The organism is Mesorhizobium opportunistum WSM2075 (assembly GCF_000176035.2).
GTDB lineage: Bacteria > Pseudomonadota > Alphaproteobacteria > Rhizobiales > Rhizobiaceae > Mesorhizobium > Mesorhizobium opportunistum.
The window spans coordinates 3,339,272-3,359,533 of sequence record NC_015675.1; the positions used below are offsets into that span (position 1 = coordinate 3,339,272).

The following is a 20,262-nucleotide window of genomic DNA, read 5'->3' on the forward strand; positions in this document are numbered from 1 at the left end:
AAATGACCAAGCTCGCTCTCAGCGTGGCTGCGATGTTGCTTGCCTCGAGTTCTGCCTTTGCCGGCAGCGACCATTTCGGCACGAGCACCCAGGCCACCGCAACCACCGACAACACCTACACTGCCTCCACTCGCGAGGCGGACATGGTTCGGCACGACACGCAGGCGTCGATGAAATCCGATGCGGAAGAACCCGGCCAGGGCATCTGGGGCCGCTGAGTTCATGAGCGTCGCGCCGGATCCCGACGGCGCGCCTCACCGCATCAGGACGGAGGGCCAGGGGCTTGGCCCTCCGTCATTTCTTCCGATTTTTGCCTTCCGCCACGCAACCCAAAGGAGAGACCACCATGTTCAGCATGACACGTCGCACAGTGCTTCAATCAGCAGCCGCCGCCGCCGCTTTCGGCCTTGCCGGAAAGCTGGAATTCATACGCCCGGCTTTCGCGCAAACACCGGTTGAGCCGACCGTAGGCTTCTACAAATACAAGGTCGGCGATATCGAGGTCACCGCCGTCTATGACGGCATCTGGCGCAAGCCGCACGACCCGGCCTTCATCAAGGATGTATCGGTCGACGACACCAAGGCGGCTCTTGCCAAAGCCGGGCTGCCCACCGAGTTCATGCCCATCCCGCTCACCGTCGTCGTGCTCAAGATGGGCGGTCGGCTGATCATGATGGATGCCGGCTCGGGTGTCGGCCAGTGGCAGGCCAACGCCACGCATTTGCCGGCCAACATGGCCGCCGCCGGCATCGACTACAAGGCGATCGACACCATCATGATCTCGCATTTCCACCCCGATCATGTCTGGGGCCTGATGGAGAAGGGCACCAACACGCCGGTGTTCCCCAATGCCGAGCTGATCGTCAACGCCACCGAATACAATTGGTGGACCGACCCCAGCCGGCTGGCCAAGCTGCCCGAGGGCCGCAAGCCGGCGGGCAAGCGCATCGCCGAGAATTTTTCGAAATGGAAGAACTGGAAGCTGGTCGAGGACGGCGCCGAAGTCGCGCCCGGCATCCAGATCATCGCCGCACCCGGCCACACGCCCGGCCACTCGGTCTACCTCGCCAATTCCGGTGGGGAGCAGCTGATGATCTCGGCCGACACCATGTATGTGCCGGCCCTTCTGGCGCCGCATCCGGAGTGGCAGGGCGCCTACGACCAGGACGGGCCGACCGCGATCGCCACGCGCCACAAGATCGTCGACCGGGTGATCGCGGACAACATCCGCATTTCCGGGTCGCATTTCCCATTCCCCGGCACCGGCGTCTTCGTGAAGGATGGCAGCGCTTACGCTTTCACGCCCGTGCAGATTTGATCACGGTAACCGACAAGCGAGAAAGACAATGAAACAATCCTTCTTGGGCAGACACGCCCTGTACGGTCTGCTCGGCGCCATTGCCGTGCTGACCGTGGTTCCCGTCGCGACGATCATGCCGGCCTATGCCGTCGATGACATCGAGGGCACCGATGCGCCCGATCTCACCGCCGTGCAGGCCAAGATCGCCGCCAAGGACTACAAGGGCGCGCTGGCCGATTTGCGCGATCTCGCGCAGGACAACCAGCAGGCCGATGTCTACAACCTGCTCGGCTTCACGCTGCGCAAGACCGGCGACTTCACCACCGCGCTGACCTACTACAACAAGGCGCTGGAGCTGAAGCCCGACCACAAGGCCGCCCGCGAATATCTGGGCGAGCTCTATGTCGAGACCGGCGACATGGCCAAGGCGCAGGAGCAACTGGCGTCGCTGCAGAAACTGTGCCCCGCCGGCTGCGAGGAGCTTTCCGACCTGCAGAAAGCCATCGACACCAAGGTGACGCAGTAAGTTCCCCCTCACCCGGATTGCCAAGACCGAATTGCCAAGAGCAATTCGGGGCAATCCGACCTCTCCCCGAGGGGAGAGGAGGGGCCAACGTTGACGCTTCCCACATCTCCCCTCGGGGGCAGTTTGGGCGCTCGTGGCTGACGCCCGTTGCCGGAGCCGGCGCCTCTCCCTCGAGCCGGCTCCGGCCCTTTCGAACATCGCACGCTGGCAAGCGCCCTTGCAGAGCGGGCGCCTGCCTGTATCAAAATATCGGAGACCGACCATGACATTGACCGAACGTATCGCCCGGTTGCACGCGCTCGCCACGAAATACCACGCTGGGGATGTGACCCTGCTTGCCGGCCGCCTGCTTCTGTCCCTCATCTTCCTGCATGAGGGCGCAACGCTCGCCACCCATTTCGATGCCGCCGCAAAGGCGATGGCGGCATTGGGCGTCGGCCTGCCGCTGTTCGTCGCCACCATCGCGCTGCAACTGGGGGCAGGGCTCTCGATCGCATCCGGCCTGCTGACGCGGTTGGGCGCCATCGGGCTCGGCCTGTTCTGCCTGGCGACGGCCATGCTGTTCCACACCAACTTCGCCAGCCAGAACGAGCTACTGCATTTCGAAAAGGACCTGGCCATATCCGGCGGCATGTTCGTGCTGGCCGCCGTCGGTGCCGGCAGGTTCTCGCTGGACCGGCTGGTGGCGCTCTATTTGCACAAGCGACAGCGCGACAAGGAGATGGCGGCGGCGCTGCTGGCGGTGGAGAACCACATGTGGGTGGGCGAGGTGAAGCTGCCGATTTGAGGGGCGCCCGAACCCTCGCGGCCCAGGCGCAGCACTTGTCTGCTGCATTCCACGCAAAATTCCACTGTTGCGGCGGTTCCTACCACGCCGGCTACCACGCTTGCGCACACACCACGGCCCTATAAAGCGGCCAACAGCGCACGACGAACCCAAGACGATCATGCGCTGAGCAACCTGCCGCCGCGGACCCCGTGGGGATAGCGGCTGGCCGGTTTCGCCTGATGAAAATGTAGAGACAGCCTCGGGAACGCGGTGCGGGCGGCGCGTTGAGGTCCTGTCATCAACTTTAGAAAGATGGAGAATTGAAATGAAGAAGATCGTTCTTACCATTGCCGCGGTTCTGTTTGCCTCCGGCACGGCTTTTGCCGGCAGCGACCACTTCGGCACGGACTATGTCCCGGCCGCCGGCAGCTATCCGACCACGACGACCCATTCGATGATGTCCGGCGGTGCGCCCGACATGAGCGGCACCAAGGGCATCACCGGCAGCGCGGTTGAGGGAAGTGCGAACTCCAGCATGCCCGCACCGGGCTATGGCCAGGGCATCTGGGGCAACCGATAACAAACCGGCCGCCATGGCCGGCATCCAGGCGGCGGTCGCCGCCTGGATCGTTTCTCTGCCTGAATGGCTCGCTCCATTCCTGCTCCAGCGGACCGATCAGCGATGCGCCCGCCGCGCGTGCTTTTCTGGAACAAGCCTTGACGTCCCGCATTCTATTAGCAGGGGCGCAAGGAGCGTGGCGTGAAAGCATTTTTGGGACTGGTCTGTGGCTTCGTGCTGACCCTTGCGGTGTTCGGCAGCGGGTTGGTTTTCGCAGCCTGGCTGCTCGCCGCCAAACCCGCGCGCGAAGCAAGGCCCACCGTCAGCGTGGCGGAGCTGTGGACCAAGAAGGCGCGGCCGGTGAACAAGGCGGCACAGAACCTCGAACGCGTGCCGGCCGAGCAGCCCGCGCCTGCCGACATCGCCGCCAAGGAACCAACCAAGCAGCAGCCAGATCCCACCGTCACCGGCGCTATCGCGCCGGCCGAACTGCCGCCGCCGCATCTCGCCTGGTGCGCCAACCGTTACCGCTCCTACAATCCCGACGACAACAGCTACATGTCCTATAGCGGGCAGCAGCGCACCTGCGTCTCGCCCTATCTCGCCGCCGACCGCACCGCGCCGCCCGCCGCCGAGGCCAGCTATGCCGAGGGCCCGGGGCTGGGCGCTTACGCGGCCGCCGGCGACGACGACCATGTTGCCTCCTGCTTCAGCCGCTACCGCTCCTATCGGCCGGAAGACAACAGCTACCAGCCCTATTCCGGCGGGCCGAGACGCCAATGCGAGTAGCCGGCAGCGGGCTGGCACACGACGAAGGCCGCCGGGAGCGACTGCGACCGCGCGATTTCTGGGATCGTTCGGATCGGCCTCAATGCCCAGAGGAGGAACGACCATGGACGATGACCGGCACGAGAAGATCCAGCAGCGCGCATACCAGATCTGGCAGCGTGAAGGCGGCGGCGATCCCGAGGATCACTGGCACCGGGCCGAAGCCGAGATCGATCGCGAGGCGGCACTGCCGTTGACGGCCGGTGACGCGTTGCCGCGTGAGATCGCCAGCGCCGACGTGCTGACGGTGGAGGAACTGGCGGTGCGCACCGGCATATCGGGCGACGAGGCGCAGGACCTGATCGATCGCCTGGGCACCGACCGCGCCGCCCTTGAACAAGCCGCGCGCAGTCTCAAAAGGCGGCGCACGCCTCAGGAGGGCCAGGCGAAATGATCAGGAAACTCAAGGACGGGAAATACCGGCTCTATTCGCGCAAGAAGGATGAGAAGACCGGGAAGCGGCGGAACCTGGGCACATTCGAGACGCGCGAGGCGGCGGAGAAGCATGAGCGGGAGGTGCAGTATTTCAAGCGGCATTGAGGGGTACCTCTGACTGTCGCGACGGTGACGCACCACTGAGACTGGTTACTTCCGCTGAATACAAAGGCGGCTTTGCGCCTGATCCCGTCAGGATTTCTACGCCACGCGGGGTTGAGCTGGCCTGGATTTGACCACGGTGGCGAGTACGATGCCGGCGACAATGAAGGCAGCACCGACCAGATCGTAATCGTGCAAGCCCTCGCCAAGCAGCAGATAGGCGAGCATGGCGACGAACACCGTCTGCAGGTAGAGCAGCATGCTCGCCCGGCTCGCGCCGAGCGTTTCCACGCTTTTGTTGTAGAGATAGTACATCAAGGCGCCGCCGGGGCCTGCCAGATAGGCGAGCGCGAGAACGCTGTCGATGTCCATGGCGGAGCGTTCGTCGTTGAACAATTCCCACACATGGAAAGGCAAGGCGACCAGCGCACCGGCGCCGAGCAGCAGCACGACCATCGGCAGGAGTTCGATGCCGAATTTGGCACGGCGCAAAAGCACGGTGTACAGACCCCAGCAGAACGCGCTGCCGACGATCCACAACTCGCCGGCGTTGACCTTGAGTTGCAGCAGCGCCGCCAGGTTGCCGTGGGCAACGATGAAAATCATCCCGGCAAGCGCAACCAGGGCGCCAAGCGACTTCCACAGCCCGAGCGGCTCGCCAAGCACGAAACGGGCGAGCACCATCGTCATGACAGGCGACAGCGCCATGATGATGCCCGCCGTGGTGGCGTCGGTGTGGCTGAGGCCATGGTAGATCATGCCCTGGCAGAGCGTCAGGCCGATCGCCCCGACGGCGACGACCTCCACGGCGCGCGTTCGCAAAAGGCCGATCATCGCGTCGTGATGACGGTGCACGATCGGCAGCAGGATGGCGCAAGCAAGCGTCAGCCGCCAGAAGCAGAGGCCCCAGGGCGGCATTTCAGGCGCCACCCATTTGGCCGCGATATAGACGCCAGCCGAAAGCAGCCAGCACAGGACTGCGGCCGGATAGCCGGTCATGGAGGATATGGGGCCGAGCACGGGTTGCGCGGCTTGATGCGCTATCGGCATTGCCTGCATGTCATGCCTCCCCTTCGATGACCTCGGCCGTACTACTCCTAATGGCCATCTCCGCCGAGTACAATGGCGGCTTTGCGCCTCATTTCGGCCGTTAAAGGTAGCTGTCCCGTCGCCTGACGAGAACAGCATCGTGGCTGTCGCCGCTCGTATCCGTCGAGCTCCTCGAACCGGCGCTGCGCCTCGTCATACTTCTGGATGATCTCGTCCATTCGGCCGGCAGGATCGGCCATGGCAGCCTCGAGCCCTTCCGGAATGGCAGGTAATGCTGTATATTAGCAATTCGTTAAGCGTTCCCGGAAGCTAGGGTAAGGTGTGTTGTCGAGCGTAAGGGGTGTGTCGTGATGAGTTTCAAATCTCTAATCAAGCGGGCCGAGAACGTAGACAAGGAATTTCAGGAATTCCAATCGGATCTGGCGGAAGCAATCGAGGACTGCCTTTCGACCAATGGGCAGGGTTCCGAAGATGCGGAAGTGCCGGCAAACGAGGACACTGGCCCTGCTGAAGGCGAAAGCGACGCGCCGTCCGTGAGGTTGACGCCGCACACACAGACCCGGCTTGCTGCCCTGGAGGCCGTCGCCGGCCTTTTCCGGGACGGGCAAGGCCACTTGGAAGAGATCGAAACCAGATTGGCCGAGATAGCCACCGCGCATCGCATGACGCGCGAGGTTCTGAACGTCCTGTATCGCGACACCCTAAGGGCCAATGAGTTGGAACTGGCCAATATCGCTTTGACGACGGAACACAAGACCTTGTCGGAACAATTGCTCGACACCACCCGCAAGCTGCGCGAACTCGACCGTGCAGCCGAGGTCTGGCAACAGCGCGAGGCCGGCATAGTCCAGGACCGCGAGTCGCTGCGTACAGCGCTTGCGAAGGCACGGCTCGAGCTCGTGGAAATGGGCAATGAGAGTGCAAGGCGCGAAACGCAGTTCGGCGAGATCGTCAAGGCTCTGACCGTCAAAACCGTCGAGGTCGACAGACGCGCAAGCGAGAACAAGCTGCTGCGCGAAAAGCAGGTCGGCCTTTCGGTCGAGCTCGAGCAGGCGCAAAAGCGGGAGACCGAGGCTCGGCATAAACTGGACGAGTTCGCGGCAACTCACGCCAACGAAACCGCGCACATAGCCGAGCTGTTGGGCCAACTCGGCAGGCACGAGAAGGAAGGAGCCCGGCTGCAGAAGTCACTGGAGACCACGCATGCCCAGCTTGCCGAGGCAACCGAGGCGGCCCGCATCGTGGAAAGCGACAGCGCTGCCGAACGGGCGCGCGCCCACGCGGAGATGCGCGGCCTGCGTTCCGAGATAGAGGAGTTGCGATCGAGGCTGGAGAAGGCATCCAGCGACAGCAGCGAAACCTCCGCCGAGATCACCCTGCTCAGAACCCAGGCTAACGATTTCGCGACCGAGCGCCGGATCGCGGAGGAAAGGCTTGTCGCTCTCAAAATTGAGAGCGAAGGCGACAAGAAAAACCTGTCGGCGGTCAGCACCAACCTATCGGAGCTCTCATTGCAACTGGCTTCAGACCAGATACAGCTCGATATCCAGAGGCAGGAATGCGAAGATCTGCGCGCCGAAATCGTGACTCTTGACGCGCGCATTAAGGAATTGCTGCCCTACGAGCGGTTGCACCGAGTGACCGACGCGAGATCGCGCAAAGACGCTGTGTTGCCCACAAATGGACATATCGTCGAAGCTGCGCCGCGCGCGAGGCGCACATCTCGACGTCAGATGCGCGCTAATGCTGGGTAGCGCAATGCCCGGAAACCGGTGTCGCCGCGGGAACATCGTTGCGACGAGATAAGTTGCTCACCCCTCATTAACCATTCGTTAACCATTCCCTCGCTAGCGTTTACCTCTCAGTAAGGATTCGCCAGCCGTGACCTTTGCCGCTCCCCTCGAGGCCAAATCCATTCGCTTTCGGGCTCGCTCTTTCGTCGCTTTCACGCTGACGCCGGAGATGCCGCTTTCGGAGTGGCTGCAGGGGCTGGATCACTGGATCGGCAACTCGCCGGGCTATTTTGCCGGGCGGCCGGTGCTGCTCGATTTGAACACTTTGAAGCCGGACCCAAGCGATATCGCGGCGCTGGTGGCTGAACTCGGCACGCGCGGCATCCGCATCTATGCCATCGAGCTTGAAGGCGCGTCGCTCGACGCCGATCTGCCGCCGGTTTTGGTCGGCGCCAAGGAGGCGACGACGGATGGGCTGCTGCCTGGCCGCAAGGGCAGGGCGGAGGTTTCGGACAAAGTCCAGGTTTCGGACAAGGCCGAGGTGCCGGAAACGCGCACAGAAGCAGGTGCGGCTGGCAAGGGCAAGGCTGGCGCAAGCAAGACCGATGAAAGCGAGCCGCAGGCTGGGCATTACGATTCGGGCACGCTGATGATCAAGGCGCCCATCCGCTCCGGCCAGGCGATCATGCATCCGCATGGCGATGTCATCGTGCTCGGCTCGGTCGCGTCGGGTTCGGAGATCGTGGCGGCCGGCTCGATCCATGTCTATGGCACCCTGCGCGGGCGTGCTTCGGCGGGGGCGCTCGGCAACACCGCCGCGCGCATCTTCTGCCGCCGCAATGAGGCCGAGCTTCTGTCGGTCGACGGCTGGTACATCACCGCCGAGGAAATGGAAGGCGTGTCGCGCGGCAAACCGGTGCAGGCCTTCCTCGACGGCGAGGGCCTGCGTGTCGAGACATTGAGCTAAAGCGCTGACTGAGACAAAGGCCGGCAAGCCGGCCCGAGATAACAAACGACAACAACGGAGGCTTTTTTGATGGGCAAGGTAGTGGTGGTCACTTCGGGCAAGGGGGGCGTCGGCAAGACCACCTCGACGGCAGCGCTTGGAGCGGCCGTGGCCAAGACCGGCAAGAAGGTGGCGCTCGTCGATTTCGACGTCGGCCTGCGCAATCTCGACCTGATCATGGGCGCCGAGCGGCGCGTGGTGTTCGACCTCGTCAATGTCATCCAGGGCACGGCCAAGCTGTCGCAGGCGCTGATCCGCGACAAGCGCGTCGAGACGCTGTTCCTGCTGCCGGCCTCGCAGACGCGCGACAAGGATGCGCTGACCGAGGAAGGCGTCGGCGAAGTCATCGACAAGCTGCGCTCGGTGTTCGACTACGTGTTCTGCGACAGCCCGGCCGGCATCGAGCGCGGCGCGCAGCTCGCCATGCGCTTTGCCGACGAGGCGGTCATCGTCACCAATCCGGAAGTGTCGTCGGTGCGCGATTCCGACCGCATCATCGGCCTGCTCGACGCCCGCACCATGCGCGCCGAACAGGGCGAGCAGATCGCCAAGCACGTGCTGGTCACCCGCTATGACGCGGGGCGGGCCGCGCGGGGTGAAATGCTCTCCATCGACGACGTGCTGGAAATCCTGTCGGTGCCGCTGCTCGGCATCATTCCGGAGAGCCAGGATGTGCTCAGGGCCTCCAACCTCGGCGCGCCGGTCACGCTGTCCGAGCCGCTCAACACCGCGGCCAAGGCTTACCTCGATGCCGCAAGGCGGCTGGAAGGCGAGGACCTGCCTGTCATCGTGCCCTTCGAACGCAAGGGCTTTCTCGATCGTCTTTTGGGAAGGAGGGCGGCATGAACCTGCTCGACATTTTCAAGCGGCGCTCCAGTGCGCCGGTGGCGCGCGAGCGGCTGCAGGTGCTGCTGGCCTATGAGCGCCGCAACCGCAACCAGCCCGACCTCGTCTCCATCCTGCGCGAGGAGATCATGGCCGTCATCGCCAAGCATGTGCAGATCGACCAGGATTACCTGCAAATCTCCATGGACCGCGGCGAGACCATGTCGACGCTGGAAATCGACATCCAGATCCCCAACAAGAGCGCCGTGCCGATGGCGATCTCGGCCTAGCTTTTCACCCTCCCCCTTGTGGGGAGGGTCGGCTCGCAGTCGCAGCGAAGTGGAGATTGCGGGACGGGGTGGGGGCAGCGCGACGTTGCGAGATCTATCTCCTGCAAGGCCAGCACCAGCACCCCCACCCGGACCTGCGGTCCGACCTCCCCACAAGGGGGAGGTGGGGAGCCAGCGCCTCACACCGCGTCGAACACAACCGTCTGCGCCAGCCCGCCGCCCGTTCGGTTCTCCAGCGTTACGGTTCCCCCGTAGCGCTCGATGATCTCCTTGGCGATGGCAAGGCCCAGACCGGCGCCGGGAACGGATTGCTGGCGGCCGGGGTCGACGCGGAAGAAGGGCTCGAAGGCCTTGTTGATGAGGTCGGGCGGGATGCCCGGCCCGTTGTCGGAAATGGTCAGCACGGCGCGCTTGCCGGCGATGGCAAGATCCACGCTGCAGGCCTTGCCGTGGGTGGCGGCGTTGACGATCAGGTTGCGCAGCGCCCGGCGCAGGCCGAGCGCGCCGGCGCGCACCGAAACCTTGTCGAGGTGGCCGATGGAGACGGCATGGCCGAGCATGACCATTTCGGCCGATATGTCGTGCACCATCTTTTCCAGGTCGAGCGGTTCGACGGCGTCCTGGTTCACCTCCTCGCGCACCAGACGGATGGCGCTGTCGGCGATGCGGTCGAGTTCGTCGAGGTCGTGAAGCCATTTGTCACGCTCCTCGTCGAGGAATTCGGCGCGCAGCCGCATGCGCGTCATCGGCGTGCGCAGGTCGTGACCGGCGGCGGCCACCAGCCGCATGCGGCTTTCCATGGCGGTCCGCAGCCGCGACGAAAGCTGGTTCAGCGCATGCGCCGTCGCCTTGACCTCGGCAGAACCGACTTCGGGCACCGCCGCCAGCACGCCGTCGCTGCCGATCTTGGAGACGGCTGTTTCCAGCATCTCCAGCGGCCGGATGAGCACCGAGGTGAAGTAGACCGAGACGGCGGTGGCGCCGGCCACGATCAGCGATATCCAGCCGGCCAGCACCAGCCACTCGCGCCCGGGCGGATCGATATGGGGAATCTCTACGATCGCCCAGCGGCTATCGGGCAGGCGCACCGAGGCATGCTGGCCGGGCGCGTCCGGCCTGTCGCTGACGATGGCCAGCAGGTCGAAACCGCGACGGCGCAGCAGATCGTTGAGCATGGCGGTCTTCGGCCGGTCCACCTTGCCGTCGGCCGGACCGTCGCTGAATTGCACGCGCAGCACATCCGGAATAGGGCCGGGCAGCAGCCGCACCACCAGTTCCATCTGTTGGGCGACCCAGGGCACGGTCAGCTCCGGCGGCGGCCCGCCGCCGCGCACGCTGATGACGGCGGCCGTCGCCAAGCCGACGACGCCGACGATCGAGGCGACCAGCAGCAGGATGAGGCGGCGGCGCAGCGAGTTCACGCCTGCGCCTCCACCGTCTCGACACGCGCGGTGAGCTGGTAGCCGCCATTGCGCACCGTCTTGAACAGCGGCCCGTCGCCGGTGTCGGTGAATTTGCGGCGCAGTCGGCTCATCAGCACGTCGACCGAGCGTTCGAGCGGGTCGCGTTCGCGGCCTTGCGTGAGATCAAGCAGCTGGTCGCGCGACAAAAGCCGGCCGGGACGGTCGAGGAACACTTGCAAAAGGTCGAACTCGGCGCCTGTGAGGTCGACAGCCGCGCCTTGCGCGTCCGTCACCTTGCGGGTGTCCGGCTCCAGCCGGTAGCTGGCGAAGCGATAGATGCGGGCGCGAGGCGGGGCGGGCGCGTCCTCGGGCGTCGAGCGCCGCAGCACGGCGCGGATGCGGGCGGTAAGTTCGCGCGGGTTGAACGGCTTGCCGAGATAGTCGTCGGCGCCGAGTTCGAGACCGATGATGCGGTCGACATCCTCCTTCAGCGCCGTCAGCAGGATCACCGGAATGTGCGGCTTGCGATCGCGCAAGGCACGGCAGATGTCGAGCCCCGAACCATCAGGCAGCATGACGTCGAGGACGATGAGGTCGAACTGGCCGAGACCCAGCTTCTGCTCGCACTCACGCCGGTCCGCCGCCACCGAGACGCGAAAGCCCTGGCCGTCGAGGTAGCGGCCGAGAAGCGTCCTGATCTCGCGATCGTCGTCAACGACGAGGATATGGGGTTGTGACTGCATCATCGTGCCCTTGCCCGTAATGGCCGTGATTATAGGGAGAGCGCGCATAAGCGGCATGGAAAATTGCAACGCAATGTTTCCGGCGGCCCGCTGGAAACATTCGGAAACAAATTGCCCCTTTGCGGAAACCTTCGGCAACACGCCGACGCGAAGCGGACAAACAGGCTTCCTATCCTCATGGCCGTCCGATGCATGAGAGAAAGGAACATCGTCATGCGAAGCAGACTTCTTGCGCTCGGCCTGTTTTCCGTCGCCGCGGTTCACCCCGTGCTGGCGGCGCAGCCCGATCCCGCCACGGCGCCTGGCGATGCGCCACCGATGGCAATACAGGGTGGACCGGACCATGGCCCAATGCCATGGTTCGGCCAGAATGGGCCGACGCGGCATGGTCCGCAAAATTGGGGTCCGCAAAGCTCGGGTCCGCAGGAAGGCTTTGGCCCCCGGCGCATGGGACCGCCGCCGGAATTCATGCTCGCCGCCCGGCTGGCCGCGCTCGAGACCCGCGTCGGCATCCGCAGCGAACAGCTCGATGCCTGGCGGGACTATACCAGCGCGCTGCAAGCCGTGCTGACCCCGCCACGGCATGATCGTGGCCCCGGTGCCACTGGCGGTCCTGATGCCGGCGGGCCCGAGGCCAAGGGTCCAGATGTCAAGGGTCCCGATGCGGGTCCGGGCGGCAAGGCCGATGCCTTCGCCTTCCAGGAAAGACTGGCCGACGAGGTCACGGCGCGCGCGGCTTCGGCCGCCAAGCTGAAGGACGCGATCGCCGAGCTGCGCACCAAGCTCACCCCCGAACAGCTCGAAATCCTCGCTTCGGCGGAACGCCCCCACAGGCCACGCCACGGGCCACCCCCCGGTCCCTGGGGCGGCCCGCCGGATGACGCAGCCGGACCAGGAGGGCCGCCCGACCAGGGCGGACAGCTTCCGCCACCCCAGCCCGGGAATGGCTGAACCCTGACCGGCCGCGCCGGCCGGCCCGGTACCCAACCCGTTCTCGGGCCGGCCGGTTTTTTCAAGGGAATGGCGGCCGCACCATCCCACCGTTTCAAAGCAAAAAATGGAAGCACGGCAATGTGGGAAGCCATGATGATGCTGCGGCTGATGGCATCGATGAGCCCGCGATTCTCGCTCGGCCAGCGCGCCAACCATGCCATGCCGCCAGTCCTGCCGGTCGATACGCTGAAGGGCGCGATCCGCCTGAGCTTCGCAGCCTGGCGGCTGTCGCTGCCGCTTTCACAGCAGCCCGATAGCCACGGACATCATGACCGCAAGATCGCGTAAGACATGGGCGAGGGTTGGCATACTCTCGTCGATGGGCATAATGGGGTCGGTGGGCATCTCGTCCGGATCCCCGATCCTCGGGTACGCTCCGGCCGCGGAGAAGGAGCGCGACATGGGCCGCTTCGAAGCACTGCTCGACGCCCCCCGCACGCCGGCGTGGCCCATCGTCTCGATCGCCATGACGGGCGACCAAACTTGCCCATGCCGGCACGCACTCTCCGCCGCTCCCGCGATCCGGAGCTTCAAGCGACAGCAACTCCAGCGAAAGATCGAGGCCATGCATCTCAAGCCTAGCCAGTCCGCTTTGTCGGCCAAGACCCGCCGGCTCGCGCCGTGGACGGCGGTGCTCGCCGCCACCCTTGTCCTGGCGGCCTGTTCGCAGGAGCAGAGCAAGACCCCCGCCGGCATGGGCGGCGTCGGCAAACCGGAAGTCGGCGTCGTCACGCTGCATCCGCAGTCGGTTGCCATCACCGCCGAATTGCCGGGGCGCACGGCCGCTTCGCTGATCGCCGAGGTGCGCCCGCAAGTGGACGGCATCATCCAGCAGCGTCTGTTCAAGGAAGGCGCCGAAGTGGTGGTCGGGCAGCCGCTCTACCTCATCGACCCGGCCAGCTACAAGGCAGCCTATGACAGCGCGGTGGCGTCGCAGCAGAAGGCGGAAGCGGCAGTGCCGACCGCGCAGGCCAAGTTCGACCGCTATGCCGGCCTTTTGAAGCAGAATGTTGTTTCCAAACAGGATTATGACGATGCCGCCGCCACGCTGGCGCAGGCCCAGGCCGATGTGGCATCGGCGAAGGCCAGTGCGGAGACCGCGCGCATCAGCCTCGACCGCACCTCGATCACGGCGCCGATCGCCGGCCGCATCGACAAGTCGACGCTGACGCCGGGCGCCCTGGTTACCGCCAACCAGGAAACGGTGCTGACCACGATCCGTTCGCTCGATCCGATCAATGTCGACGTCACGCAGTCGAGCACCAATCTGCTCAATTTGCGCCAGGCGATCTCGGAAGGGCGGCTGAAGTTCAGCGGCCCCAATGTCAGCGTCAAGCTGAAGCTCGAGAACGGCACCATCTATCAGCAGACCGGCAAGCTGGAATTCGCCGGCGCCAATGTCGACCAGACCACCGGCACCTTCGCGCTGCGCGCCGAGTTCCCCAACCCGGACCGCCTGCTTCTGCCGGGCATGTATGTGCGCGCGCTGGTCGAGGAGGGCGTTGCCCAGAACAGCTTCCTGGTGCCGCAGCGCGGCGTCAGCCGCAACACCAAGGGCGAGGCGACCGCAATGGTCATCAACGCGGCGGGCAAGGTCGAGACACGTGTGCTCGCGGTGCGCAACAGCGTCGGCAACAACTGGCTGGTGGATTCCGGCGTCGGCGACGGCGACCGTGTCATCGTCGAGGGCATGCAACTGGTACGCCCCGGCGGCGATGCCACGGGCGTCGAGGTGACGATCGACGAGGCGACCGGCGAGATCAAGGACCGCGGGCAAACATCGGCCGTGCCCGCCGCATCCAAGACCGCCAGCAACCAGTCGACCGGGAACTGAGCGATGTCACTATTCTTCATCAACCGGCCGATCTTCGCATGGGTGATCGCCATCGTAATCATGCTGGGCGGCCTTCTGGCGCTCACCACGCTGCCGATCTCGCAATATCCGCAGATCGCGCCGACCACGGTCAACATCAGCGCCACCTATCCGGGCGCCGATGCGCAGACGGTGGAGAATTCGGTGACCAAGGTCATCGAGCAAGGCATGACCGGCATCGACAATCTCGACTACATGACGGCGACCTCGACCTCGACCGGCTCGGCCTCGATCACGCTGACCTTCACCAGCTCCGCCGATCCCGACACCGCACAGGTGCAGACGCAGAACAAGCTGCAGCTGGTGCAGTCGCAGCTGCCGCAAGTGGTGCAGAGCAACGGCATCACCGTCTCCAAATCCTCGACCGGCTTCCTGATGGTCATCGGCTTCGTCTCCAGCGACGGCAAGATGAACTCGACCGATCTCGCCGACTATGTCGACGCCACCGTCAACGACACGCTGAAGCGCGTCGAAGGCGTCGGCTCGACGCAGCTTTTCGGCTCCGGCTATGCCATGCGCATCTGGCTCGACCCCGACAAGCTCGCCAAATACGCGCTGATGCCGAACGACGTGGCGACCGCCATCGAGGCGCAGAACACGCAGGTGTCGGCCGGCCAGCTCGGCGGCCTGCCAGCGCGCAAGGGCCAGCAGCTCAACGCCACGGTGACGGCCAAGAGCCGGCTGCAGACCGCCGAACAGTTTCGCAACATTATCCTAAAGAGCCAGACCGACGGCTCGCTGGTGCGCCTCAATGACGTCGCCACCGTCGAACTCGGCGCCGAAAGCTACACGACGCAGGCCAATTACAACGGCAAGCCGGCGGCGGGTGTCGCCGTCAACCTGGCGACGGGCGCCAACGCCATCAGCACGGCGGAAGCGGTGCGCACGACGATCAACCGGCTGAGCTCGACCTTCCCGCAAGGCGTCGAGGTCGTCTACCCCTACGACACGTCGCCCTTCGTGCGGCTGTCGATCGAGGAGGTGGTCAAGACGCTGGCCGAGGCGATCGTGCTGGTGTTCCTGGTGATGTTCATCTTCCTGCAGAATTTGCGCGCCACCATCATCCCGACCATCGCCGTGCCGGTGGTGCTGCTCGGCACGTTCGGCGTGCTTTCCCTGTTCGGCTATTCGGTCAACACGTTGACCATGTTCGCGATGGTGCTGGCCATCGGCCTCCTGGTCGACGACGCCATCGTCGTCGTCGAGAATGTCGAGCGCGTCATGGCGGAGGAAGGACTGCCGCCCAAAGAGGCGACGCGAAAATCGATGCACGAGATCACCGGCGCGCTGATCGGCATCGCCACCGTGCTGTCGGCCGTGTTCGTGCCGATGGCCTTCTTCGGCGGCTCGACCGGCATCATCTACCGTCAGTTCTCGGTGACCATCGTCTCGGCCATGGTGCTCTCGGTGCTGGTGGCACTGGTGCTGACGCCGGCACTTTGCGCCACGATCCTGCGGCCGCCCAAGGACCATGCGACGCAGACCGGCCCGTTCGGCTGGTTCAACCGCACCTTCGACCGCGGCACGACGGCCTATCGCGACGGCTCGCACGGCATCATCAACCGGTCTTGGCGCTTTCTTGCCGTTTTCCTCGCCATCGTCGTCGCCATGGGCTGGATGTTCGCCCGGCTGCCGAGCTCGTTCCTGCCGGAAGAGGACCAGGGCATCCTGATCACCAGCGTGCAACTGCCGGTCGGCGCCACGCAGGACCGCACCGAGCGCGTGCTGAAGCAAGTGACCGACCACTATCTCAATGACGAAAAGGACGCCGTCGAAGGCGTCTTCACCGCCTCCGGCTTCGGCTTCGGCGGCGCCGGGCAGAATGTCGGCATCGGTTTCGTGCGGCTGAAGGATTTCAGCCAGCGCAAAACGGCGGCCTCGGCGGCGCAGGCGATCGCCGGCCGCGCCATGGGCGCCTTCTCCAAGATCAGGGACGCGCAGGTCTTCGCGCTTGCCCCTCCCGCCATCCAGGGTTTTGGCAACACCAACGGCTTCGACTTCTACCTGCAGGACGTCAACGGCGCCGGCCATGACGCGCTGATCCAGACGCGCAACCAGCTCCTGGCCTTGGCCGGGCAAAGCAAGCTGCTCGCCAACACTCGGCCCAACGGCCAGGAGGACCAGCCGCAATTCTCGGTCGACATAGACCAGGAAAAGGCAAGCGCCCTGGGCGTCAGCCTCGCCGACATCAACAACACGCTGTCGAGCGCCTGGGGCAGCGACTACGTCAACGATTTCATCGATCGCGGGCGGGTGAAGCCGGTCTATATGCAGTCGGATGCGAACTTCCGCATGCAGCCGGAAGACCTCGACAAATGGCAGGTCCGCAATGCCAGCGGCGCCATGGTGCCGTTCTCGGCCTTCGCCTCCAGCCACTGGACATTCGGCTCGCCCCGGCTCGAGCGCTACAATGGCTCGGCGGCGGTCGAGATCCAGGGCGCGGCGGCCACGGGCATCAGCTCCGGCGCGGCGATGGACGAGATCGACAGGCTGATGGCGCAACTGCCCGCCGGATATTCCCACGAATGGACCGGGCTGTCGCACCAGGAGCGGCTTTCCGGCAACCAGGCGCTGTCGCTCTACGCGATCTCGGCGCTGGTCGTGTTCCTGTGCCTGGCGGCCCTTTATGAAAGCTGGTCGATCCCGTTCGCGGTCATGCTCTCGGTGCCGATCGGCATCTTCGGCGCGCTGGTGGCGGCCACGCTGTTCGGCCAGACCAACGACGTCTATTTCAAGGTCGGCCTGCTGACCACGATCGGCCTTGCCGCCAAGAACGCCATCCTGATCGTCGAGTTCGCCATCGAGCGACAGACAGCCGGCATGGGGCTGGTCGAGGCGACGCTGGAGGCGGCGCGACAACGGTCGCGGCCGATCCTGATGACGTCGCTGGCTTTCATCCTCGGCGTCACCCCGCTCGCCATCGCCAGCGGCGCCGGCTCGGGGGCGCAGAACTCGGTCGGTATCGGCGTCATGGGCGGCATGATCGCGGCGACGGTGATCGGCGTCTTCCTGGTGCCGCTGCTGTTCGTCACGGTGCGGCGCATCTTCAAGGGCAGGGCGGCCAAACCAAGTACTGGGCCAAGTACTGGGCCAGATACCGGACAAGGTACGGGCGAGGCGCCGGTGACGGCCAACCAGCAATAGGAAGCTTTACATGAGAGGTTTGGAACGTGGCCCGGTGGCCGCGGGGCGGCTCTTCGTGCCCATGATAACGGCAGTTTTGCTCGCAGGATGCGTCGTCGGCCCGGACTATCGGACGCCCATCCTGGCGATGCCGGCGAACTGGAGCGGTGAGAGGCCGACGAAATCCGTCCAGCCGGCGCAACTGTCGCGATGGTGGCAGCGGCTGCGCGATCCGCAGCTCGACACGCTTGTCGAGGAAGCGGTTGCCGGCAATCTCGACGTCGCCACCGCGAAGGCCAAGATCCGCGAGGCCCGCGCCAGCTATCGCCAGACCGCCGCCACATTGCTGCCATCCGTGGACGGATCCGGATCGGTCACCCGCAACAAGTCGGCCGATACAACGACGGGCAGCAATGCCACCTACACCGAGTATCAGGCCGGCTTCGACGCGAGCTGGGAACTTGACCTGTTCGGCGCCAACCGCAGGGGCCTCGAGGCCGCGCGCTATGGTGTGGATGCGTCCGAGCAGGAATTGCGCTCGACGCTTTTGACCCTGGTTGGCGATGTCGCATCCACTTACACCCAGGCGCGCGGTTACCAGGCCCGGATCGCGCTCGCCCGGCGCTCGGCCGTGTCGCAGCGGCAGACCGCCGAACTCACCCGCACCATGGCGCTGGCAGGGTCGGCGACGGCCGCTGACGTCGCCAAAGCGATGGGGCAGGCGGCCAGCACCGAGGCCTCGGTGCCGACGCTGGAAGCAAGCTATGCCGAGGCCGTGCATCGTCTGTCGGTGCTGACCGGCCGGCCGCCGGCGGCACTCAGCGAGCGGCTGAAGCGCAGCAAGCCGATCCCGTCGCCGCGCCTGCCGATGCCGACCGGGATTCCCGCCGACATCCTGCTGTCGCGCCCCGACGTCCTCATGGCTGAGCGGCAATACGCGCAATACACCGCCAAGGTCGGCCAGGCAGAAGCGGCGCGTTATCCGTCGGTCAGCCTGACGGGAAACATCAGCACGGCGGCCCTCGATCTCGGCGATCTCGGCAAGAATTCGTCGATCGGCTGGTCCTTCGGGCCGACGCTCAGCGTGCCGCTGTTCAACGCCGGCCAGCTGCAAGCGGCGGCCGACGTCGCCCGGGCGCAGCGCGACCAGTATTTCATCGCCTACCGGGCTTCTGTGCTGACCGCGCTGGAAGATGTGGAGAATGCGCTGGTGCTGATGGCGCAGGAGCGCATCCGGATCGGCAAGCTTGCCTCGTCGGCGAAATCCTACGGCGAGGCGGCGAGTCTCGAAGGCACGCTCTACAAGGCCGGCGAGACCAGCCTTCTCGATGTGCTCGACGCGCAGCGCTCGCTCTATTCCGCCGAAGACTCGCTGCTGCAAAGCCGCGTCCTCCTGGCGACCAACTACATCGCCCTCAACAAGGCGCTCGGCGGCGGTTGGGACGGCACGGTCGACAGCGGCAGGCCCGAAATCGTCGACGTCAAGACCGGGCCACGGCTGGCGTCGAAGGCGGCGGCGCAGTGACCAAAGGGGGGCCATGCTGAACCGTGATTGTCGTCTGAACTTGGCATCAAGACGGGCGCGCTGATGAAAACGGGCGGCCCGCCAGGCTGGCTGTGCCCTTATCAACGCCTCCGCGCTGCCTCACGACAGGCGGGCCGGTTCACCCTATTGCCATGCTCCGGGAAGGTTTTCGCCGGGCGGCATGGGAGGATGAAGTCAATTGACATCGACGCCGGTTGCCAGTCGCGAAGCGGCGCCTTTGCCTGTCGCGGCGCTGATGGGCGCCATGGTGTCGATCCAGATCGGTGCCACCTTCGCCAAGACCTTGTTCCCGGTGATCGGCGCACAGGGCACGACGACGCTCAGGCTCGTCGTCGGCGCGCTGATGCTGATCGCGGTGCTGCGGCCCTGGCAGATGCGGCCTTCGCGCGCCACCTTGCCGTGGCTCATCGCCTATGGGGTGACGCTCGCAGCACTCAACCTCTTGTTCTACGCGGCACTTGCCAGGATCCCGCTCGGCGTTGCCGTGGCGCTGGAATTCTCCGGCCCGCTGCTGGTGGCGACGCTGACCTCGCGGCGCGCCAGCGATTTTGCCTGGATCGCGCTTGCGGTCGCCGGCATCGTGCTGTTGTCGCCGTTCATCCGTTCGCTGCAGCCGCTTGACCCGGTGGGGGTGGTGCTGGCACTGGCGGCCGGTGGCTTCTGGGCGCTCTACATCGTGCTTGCCCAGAAGGCCGGCGCGGAACTCGGCTCGCGCACGACCGCCTACGGCATGGCGATCGCCGCCGTTCTGGTGTTGCCCTTCGGCGTGGCCGAGGCCGGCATGGGACTGCTTTCGCCATCGATCCTGGTCAGCGCATTGCTCGTCGGCCTGTTCTCCAGCGCGCTGCCGTTCTGGCTGGAGATGGTGGCGCTGACCCGGATGCCGGCCCGCATCTACGGCACGCTGACCTGCCTGGAGCCGGGGCTGGGCGCGCTCGCCGGCTTCCTGTTCCTGCACGAGAGCCTGACCGCACCGCAACTGGCCGGCATCGCTGCCGTCATCGTCGCTGCCGCCGGTACGGCAGTGACGTCGAAGCCGCCGGTGCCGTCGCCGGAGTAGGGGTAGCGGGCAGGCGAACGCGCGAAAACTGGTTCAGCGTTCGCCCCCGCCGTCAGCGAGCATTGCCTCGATCCGGCCGAAATACGTTCGCTGTTTTT

Annotated in this window: 22 protein-coding genes; 18 read left to right on the forward strand and 4 right to left on the reverse strand. The window is 65.3% G+C overall.

Going from position 1 to position 20,262, the window contains the following annotated elements; all coding sequences use genetic code 11:
- Positions 1-2: 2 nt before the first annotated feature.
- The 8 genes from MESOP_RS16035 (at position 3) to MESOP_RS34675 (ending at position 4,522) form a co-directional block, all read left to right on the forward strand.
- Positions 3-218, forward strand: coding sequence for a DUF680 domain-containing protein (locus MESOP_RS16035; protein ID WP_013894371.1), 216 nt, complete (start codon positions 3-5; stop codon positions 216-218).
- Positions 219-346: 128 nt separating this feature from the next.
- Positions 347-1,318, forward strand: coding sequence for an MBL fold metallo-hydrolase (locus tag MESOP_RS16040; RefSeq protein WP_013894372.1), 972 nt, complete (start codon positions 347-349; stop codon positions 1,316-1,318).
- A 28-nt stretch (positions 1,319-1,346) separates the two neighbouring features.
- Complete coding sequence (locus MESOP_RS16045) at positions 1,347-1,826, forward strand: tetratricopeptide repeat protein (RefSeq protein WP_013894373.1); 480 nt, start codon at positions 1,347-1,349, stop codon at positions 1,824-1,826.
- Between the two features lie 262 nt (positions 1,827-2,088).
- Positions 2,089-2,613 carry a DoxX family protein gene (locus MESOP_RS16050; RefSeq protein ID WP_013894374.1) on the forward strand — a complete coding sequence of 175 codons (525 nt, stop codon included), beginning with the start codon at positions 2,089-2,091 and terminating at the stop codon, positions 2,611-2,613.
- Positions 2,614-2,920: 307 nt separating this feature from the next.
- Entirely contained in the window at positions 2,921-3,175 is a 255-nt protein-coding gene (locus MESOP_RS16055) for a DUF680 domain-containing protein (protein ID WP_013894375.1), read from the forward strand.
- A gap of 180 nt (positions 3,176-3,355) precedes the next feature.
- Positions 3,356-3,943 carry a BA14K family protein gene (locus MESOP_RS16060; RefSeq protein ID WP_013894376.1) on the forward strand — a complete coding sequence of 196 codons (588 nt, stop codon included), beginning with the start codon at positions 3,356-3,358 and terminating at the stop codon, positions 3,941-3,943.
- Between the two features lie 103 nt (positions 3,944-4,046).
- Positions 4,047-4,376, forward strand: coding sequence for a DUF2934 domain-containing protein (locus MESOP_RS16065; protein WP_013894377.1), 330 nt, complete (start codon positions 4,047-4,049; stop codon positions 4,374-4,376).
- The gene (locus MESOP_RS34675; RefSeq protein ID WP_013894378.1) at positions 4,373-4,522 is read left to right on the forward strand and encodes a hypothetical protein; all 150 of its coding nucleotides are present in this window, start codon (positions 4,373-4,375) and stop codon (positions 4,520-4,522) included. The genes MESOP_RS16065 and MESOP_RS34675 overlap by 4 nt, the downstream gene beginning before the upstream one ends.
- A gap of 96 nt (positions 4,523-4,618) precedes the next feature.
- Here the strand turns inward: MESOP_RS34675 and MESOP_RS16070 are convergent, their stop codons facing one another.
- The gene (locus MESOP_RS16070; RefSeq protein ID WP_013894379.1) at positions 4,619-5,578 is read right to left on the reverse strand and encodes a DMT family transporter; all 960 of its coding nucleotides are present in this window, start codon (positions 5,576-5,578) and stop codon (positions 4,619-4,621) included.
- Between the two features lie 38 nt (positions 5,579-5,616).
- Positions 5,617-5,808, reverse strand: a complete 192-nt coding sequence (locus MESOP_RS35640; protein WP_041164154.1) for a hypothetical protein — start codon at positions 5,806-5,808, stop codon at positions 5,617-5,619.
- Between the two features lie 111 nt (positions 5,809-5,919).
- On the opposite strand from MESOP_RS35640, the gene MESOP_RS16080 reads away from it, so the two are divergent.
- The 4 genes from MESOP_RS16080 (at position 5,920) to minE (ending at position 9,423) form a co-directional block, all read left to right on the forward strand.
- Positions 5,920-7,323, forward strand: coding sequence for a coiled-coil domain-containing protein (locus MESOP_RS16080; RefSeq protein ID WP_013894380.1), 1,404 nt, complete (start codon positions 5,920-5,922; stop codon positions 7,321-7,323).
- 127 nt (positions 7,324-7,450) lie between these two features.
- Positions 7,451-8,269, forward strand: coding sequence for a septum site-determining protein MinC (gene minC / locus MESOP_RS16085; RefSeq protein WP_013894381.1), 819 nt, complete (start codon positions 7,451-7,453; stop codon positions 8,267-8,269).
- Between the two features lie 69 nt (positions 8,270-8,338).
- Positions 8,339-9,154, forward strand: a complete 816-nt coding sequence (minD, locus tag MESOP_RS16090) for a septum site-determining protein MinD (protein WP_013894382.1) — start codon at positions 8,339-8,341, stop codon at positions 9,152-9,154.
- Positions 9,151-9,423 (forward strand): cell division topological specificity factor MinE, encoded by a 273-nt coding sequence (gene minE / locus MESOP_RS16095; RefSeq protein WP_013894383.1) that lies wholly within the window; start codon positions 9,151-9,153, stop codon positions 9,421-9,423. Before minD ends, minE begins: the two co-directional genes overlap by 4 nt.
- A gap of 179 nt (positions 9,424-9,602) precedes the next feature.
- Here minE and MESOP_RS16100 read toward each other — a convergent pair whose 3' ends face one another.
- Both MESOP_RS16100 and MESOP_RS16105 read right to left on the reverse strand, forming a co-directional pair.
- Positions 9,603-10,844, reverse strand: coding sequence for an ATP-binding protein (locus MESOP_RS16100; protein WP_013894384.1), 1,242 nt, complete (start codon positions 10,842-10,844; stop codon positions 9,603-9,605).
- Positions 10,841-11,569 carry a response regulator gene (locus MESOP_RS16105; RefSeq protein WP_041164725.1) on the reverse strand — a complete coding sequence of 243 codons (729 nt, stop codon included), beginning with the start codon at positions 11,567-11,569 and terminating at the stop codon, positions 10,841-10,843. The genes MESOP_RS16100 and MESOP_RS16105 overlap by 4 nt, the downstream gene beginning before the upstream one ends.
- A gap of 213 nt (positions 11,570-11,782) precedes the next feature.
- Between MESOP_RS16105 and MESOP_RS16110 the strand changes: the two genes are divergently transcribed.
- From MESOP_RS16110 to MESOP_RS16135, 6 genes are all read left to right on the forward strand, one after another.
- Positions 11,783-12,520, forward strand: coding sequence for a hypothetical protein (locus MESOP_RS16110; protein WP_013894386.1), 738 nt, complete (start codon positions 11,783-11,785; stop codon positions 12,518-12,520).
- A gap of 120 nt (positions 12,521-12,640) precedes the next feature.
- Complete coding sequence (locus MESOP_RS16115; protein WP_013894387.1) at positions 12,641-12,850, forward strand: hypothetical protein; 210 nt, start codon at positions 12,641-12,643, stop codon at positions 12,848-12,850.
- A gap of 277 nt (positions 12,851-13,127) precedes the next feature.
- On the forward strand, positions 13,128-14,396 hold the full coding sequence (locus MESOP_RS16120; RefSeq protein WP_041164727.1) for an efflux RND transporter periplasmic adaptor subunit: 1,269 nt from the start codon (positions 13,128-13,130) through the stop codon (positions 14,394-14,396).
- 3 nt (positions 14,397-14,399) lie between these two features.
- Complete coding sequence (locus tag MESOP_RS16125; RefSeq protein WP_013894389.1) at positions 14,400-17,579, forward strand: efflux RND transporter permease subunit; 3,180 nt, start codon at positions 14,400-14,402, stop codon at positions 17,577-17,579.
- 10 nt (positions 17,580-17,589) lie between these two features.
- On the forward strand, positions 17,590-19,083 hold the full coding sequence (locus MESOP_RS16130) for an efflux transporter outer membrane subunit (protein ID WP_013894390.1): 1,494 nt from the start codon (positions 17,590-17,592) through the stop codon (positions 19,081-19,083).
- 199 nt (positions 19,084-19,282) lie between these two features.
- Entirely contained in the window at positions 19,283-20,164 is an 882-nt protein-coding gene (locus MESOP_RS16135; protein ID WP_013894391.1) for an EamA family transporter, read from the forward strand.
- Positions 20,165-20,262 lie beyond the last annotated feature (98 nt).

Bases quoted from the DNA above. Each gene is read 5' to 3' on its own strand.
- MESOP_RS16035 (WP_013894371.1), top strand. From the start codon at position 3: ATGACCAAGCTCGCTCTCAGCGTGGCTGCGATGTTGCTTGCCTCGAGT.
- MESOP_RS16040 (WP_013894372.1), top strand. From the start codon at position 347: ATGTTCAGCATGACACGTCGCACAGTGCTTCAATCAGCAGCCGCCGCC.
- MESOP_RS16045 (WP_013894373.1), top strand. From the start codon at position 1,347: ATGAAACAATCCTTCTTGGGCAGACACGCCCTGTACGGTCTGCTCGGC.
- MESOP_RS16050 (WP_013894374.1), top strand. From the start codon at position 2,089: ATGACATTGACCGAACGTATCGCCCGGTTGCACGCGCTCGCCACGAAA.
- MESOP_RS16055 (WP_013894375.1), top strand. From the start codon at position 2,921: ATGAAGAAGATCGTTCTTACCATTGCCGCGGTTCTGTTTGCCTCCGGC.
- MESOP_RS16065 (WP_013894377.1), top strand. From the start codon at position 4,047: ATGGACGATGACCGGCACGAGAAGATCCAGCAGCGCGCATACCAGATC.
- MESOP_RS34675 (WP_013894378.1), top strand. From the start codon at position 4,373: ATGATCAGGAAACTCAAGGACGGGAAATACCGGCTCTATTCGCGCAAG.
- MESOP_RS16070 (WP_013894379.1), bottom strand. From the start codon at position 5,578: ATGCAGGCAATGCCGATAGCGCATCAAGCCGCGCAACCCGTGCTCGGC.
- MESOP_RS35640 (WP_041164154.1), bottom strand. From the start codon at position 5,808: ATGGCCGATCCTGCCGGCCGAATGGACGAGATCATCCAGAAGTATGAC.
- MESOP_RS16080 (WP_013894380.1), top strand. From the start codon at position 5,920: ATGAGTTTCAAATCTCTAATCAAGCGGGCCGAGAACGTAGACAAGGAA.
- minD (WP_013894382.1), top strand. From the start codon at position 8,339: ATGGGCAAGGTAGTGGTGGTCACTTCGGGCAAGGGGGGCGTCGGCAAG.
- minE (WP_013894383.1), top strand. From the start codon at position 9,151: ATGAACCTGCTCGACATTTTCAAGCGGCGCTCCAGTGCGCCGGTGGCG.
- MESOP_RS16105 (WP_041164725.1), bottom strand. From the start codon at position 11,569: ATGCAGTCACAACCCCATATCCTCGTCGTTGACGACGATCGCGAGATC.
- MESOP_RS16110 (WP_013894386.1), top strand. From the start codon at position 11,783: ATGCGAAGCAGACTTCTTGCGCTCGGCCTGTTTTCCGTCGCCGCGGTT.
- MESOP_RS16115 (WP_013894387.1), top strand. From the start codon at position 12,641: ATGTGGGAAGCCATGATGATGCTGCGGCTGATGGCATCGATGAGCCCG.
- MESOP_RS16120 (WP_041164727.1), top strand. From the start codon at position 13,128: ATGCATCTCAAGCCTAGCCAGTCCGCTTTGTCGGCCAAGACCCGCCGG.
- MESOP_RS16125 (WP_013894389.1), top strand. From the start codon at position 14,400: ATGTCACTATTCTTCATCAACCGGCCGATCTTCGCATGGGTGATCGCC.
- MESOP_RS16130 (WP_013894390.1), top strand. From the start codon at position 17,590: ATGAGAGGTTTGGAACGTGGCCCGGTGGCCGCGGGGCGGCTCTTCGTG.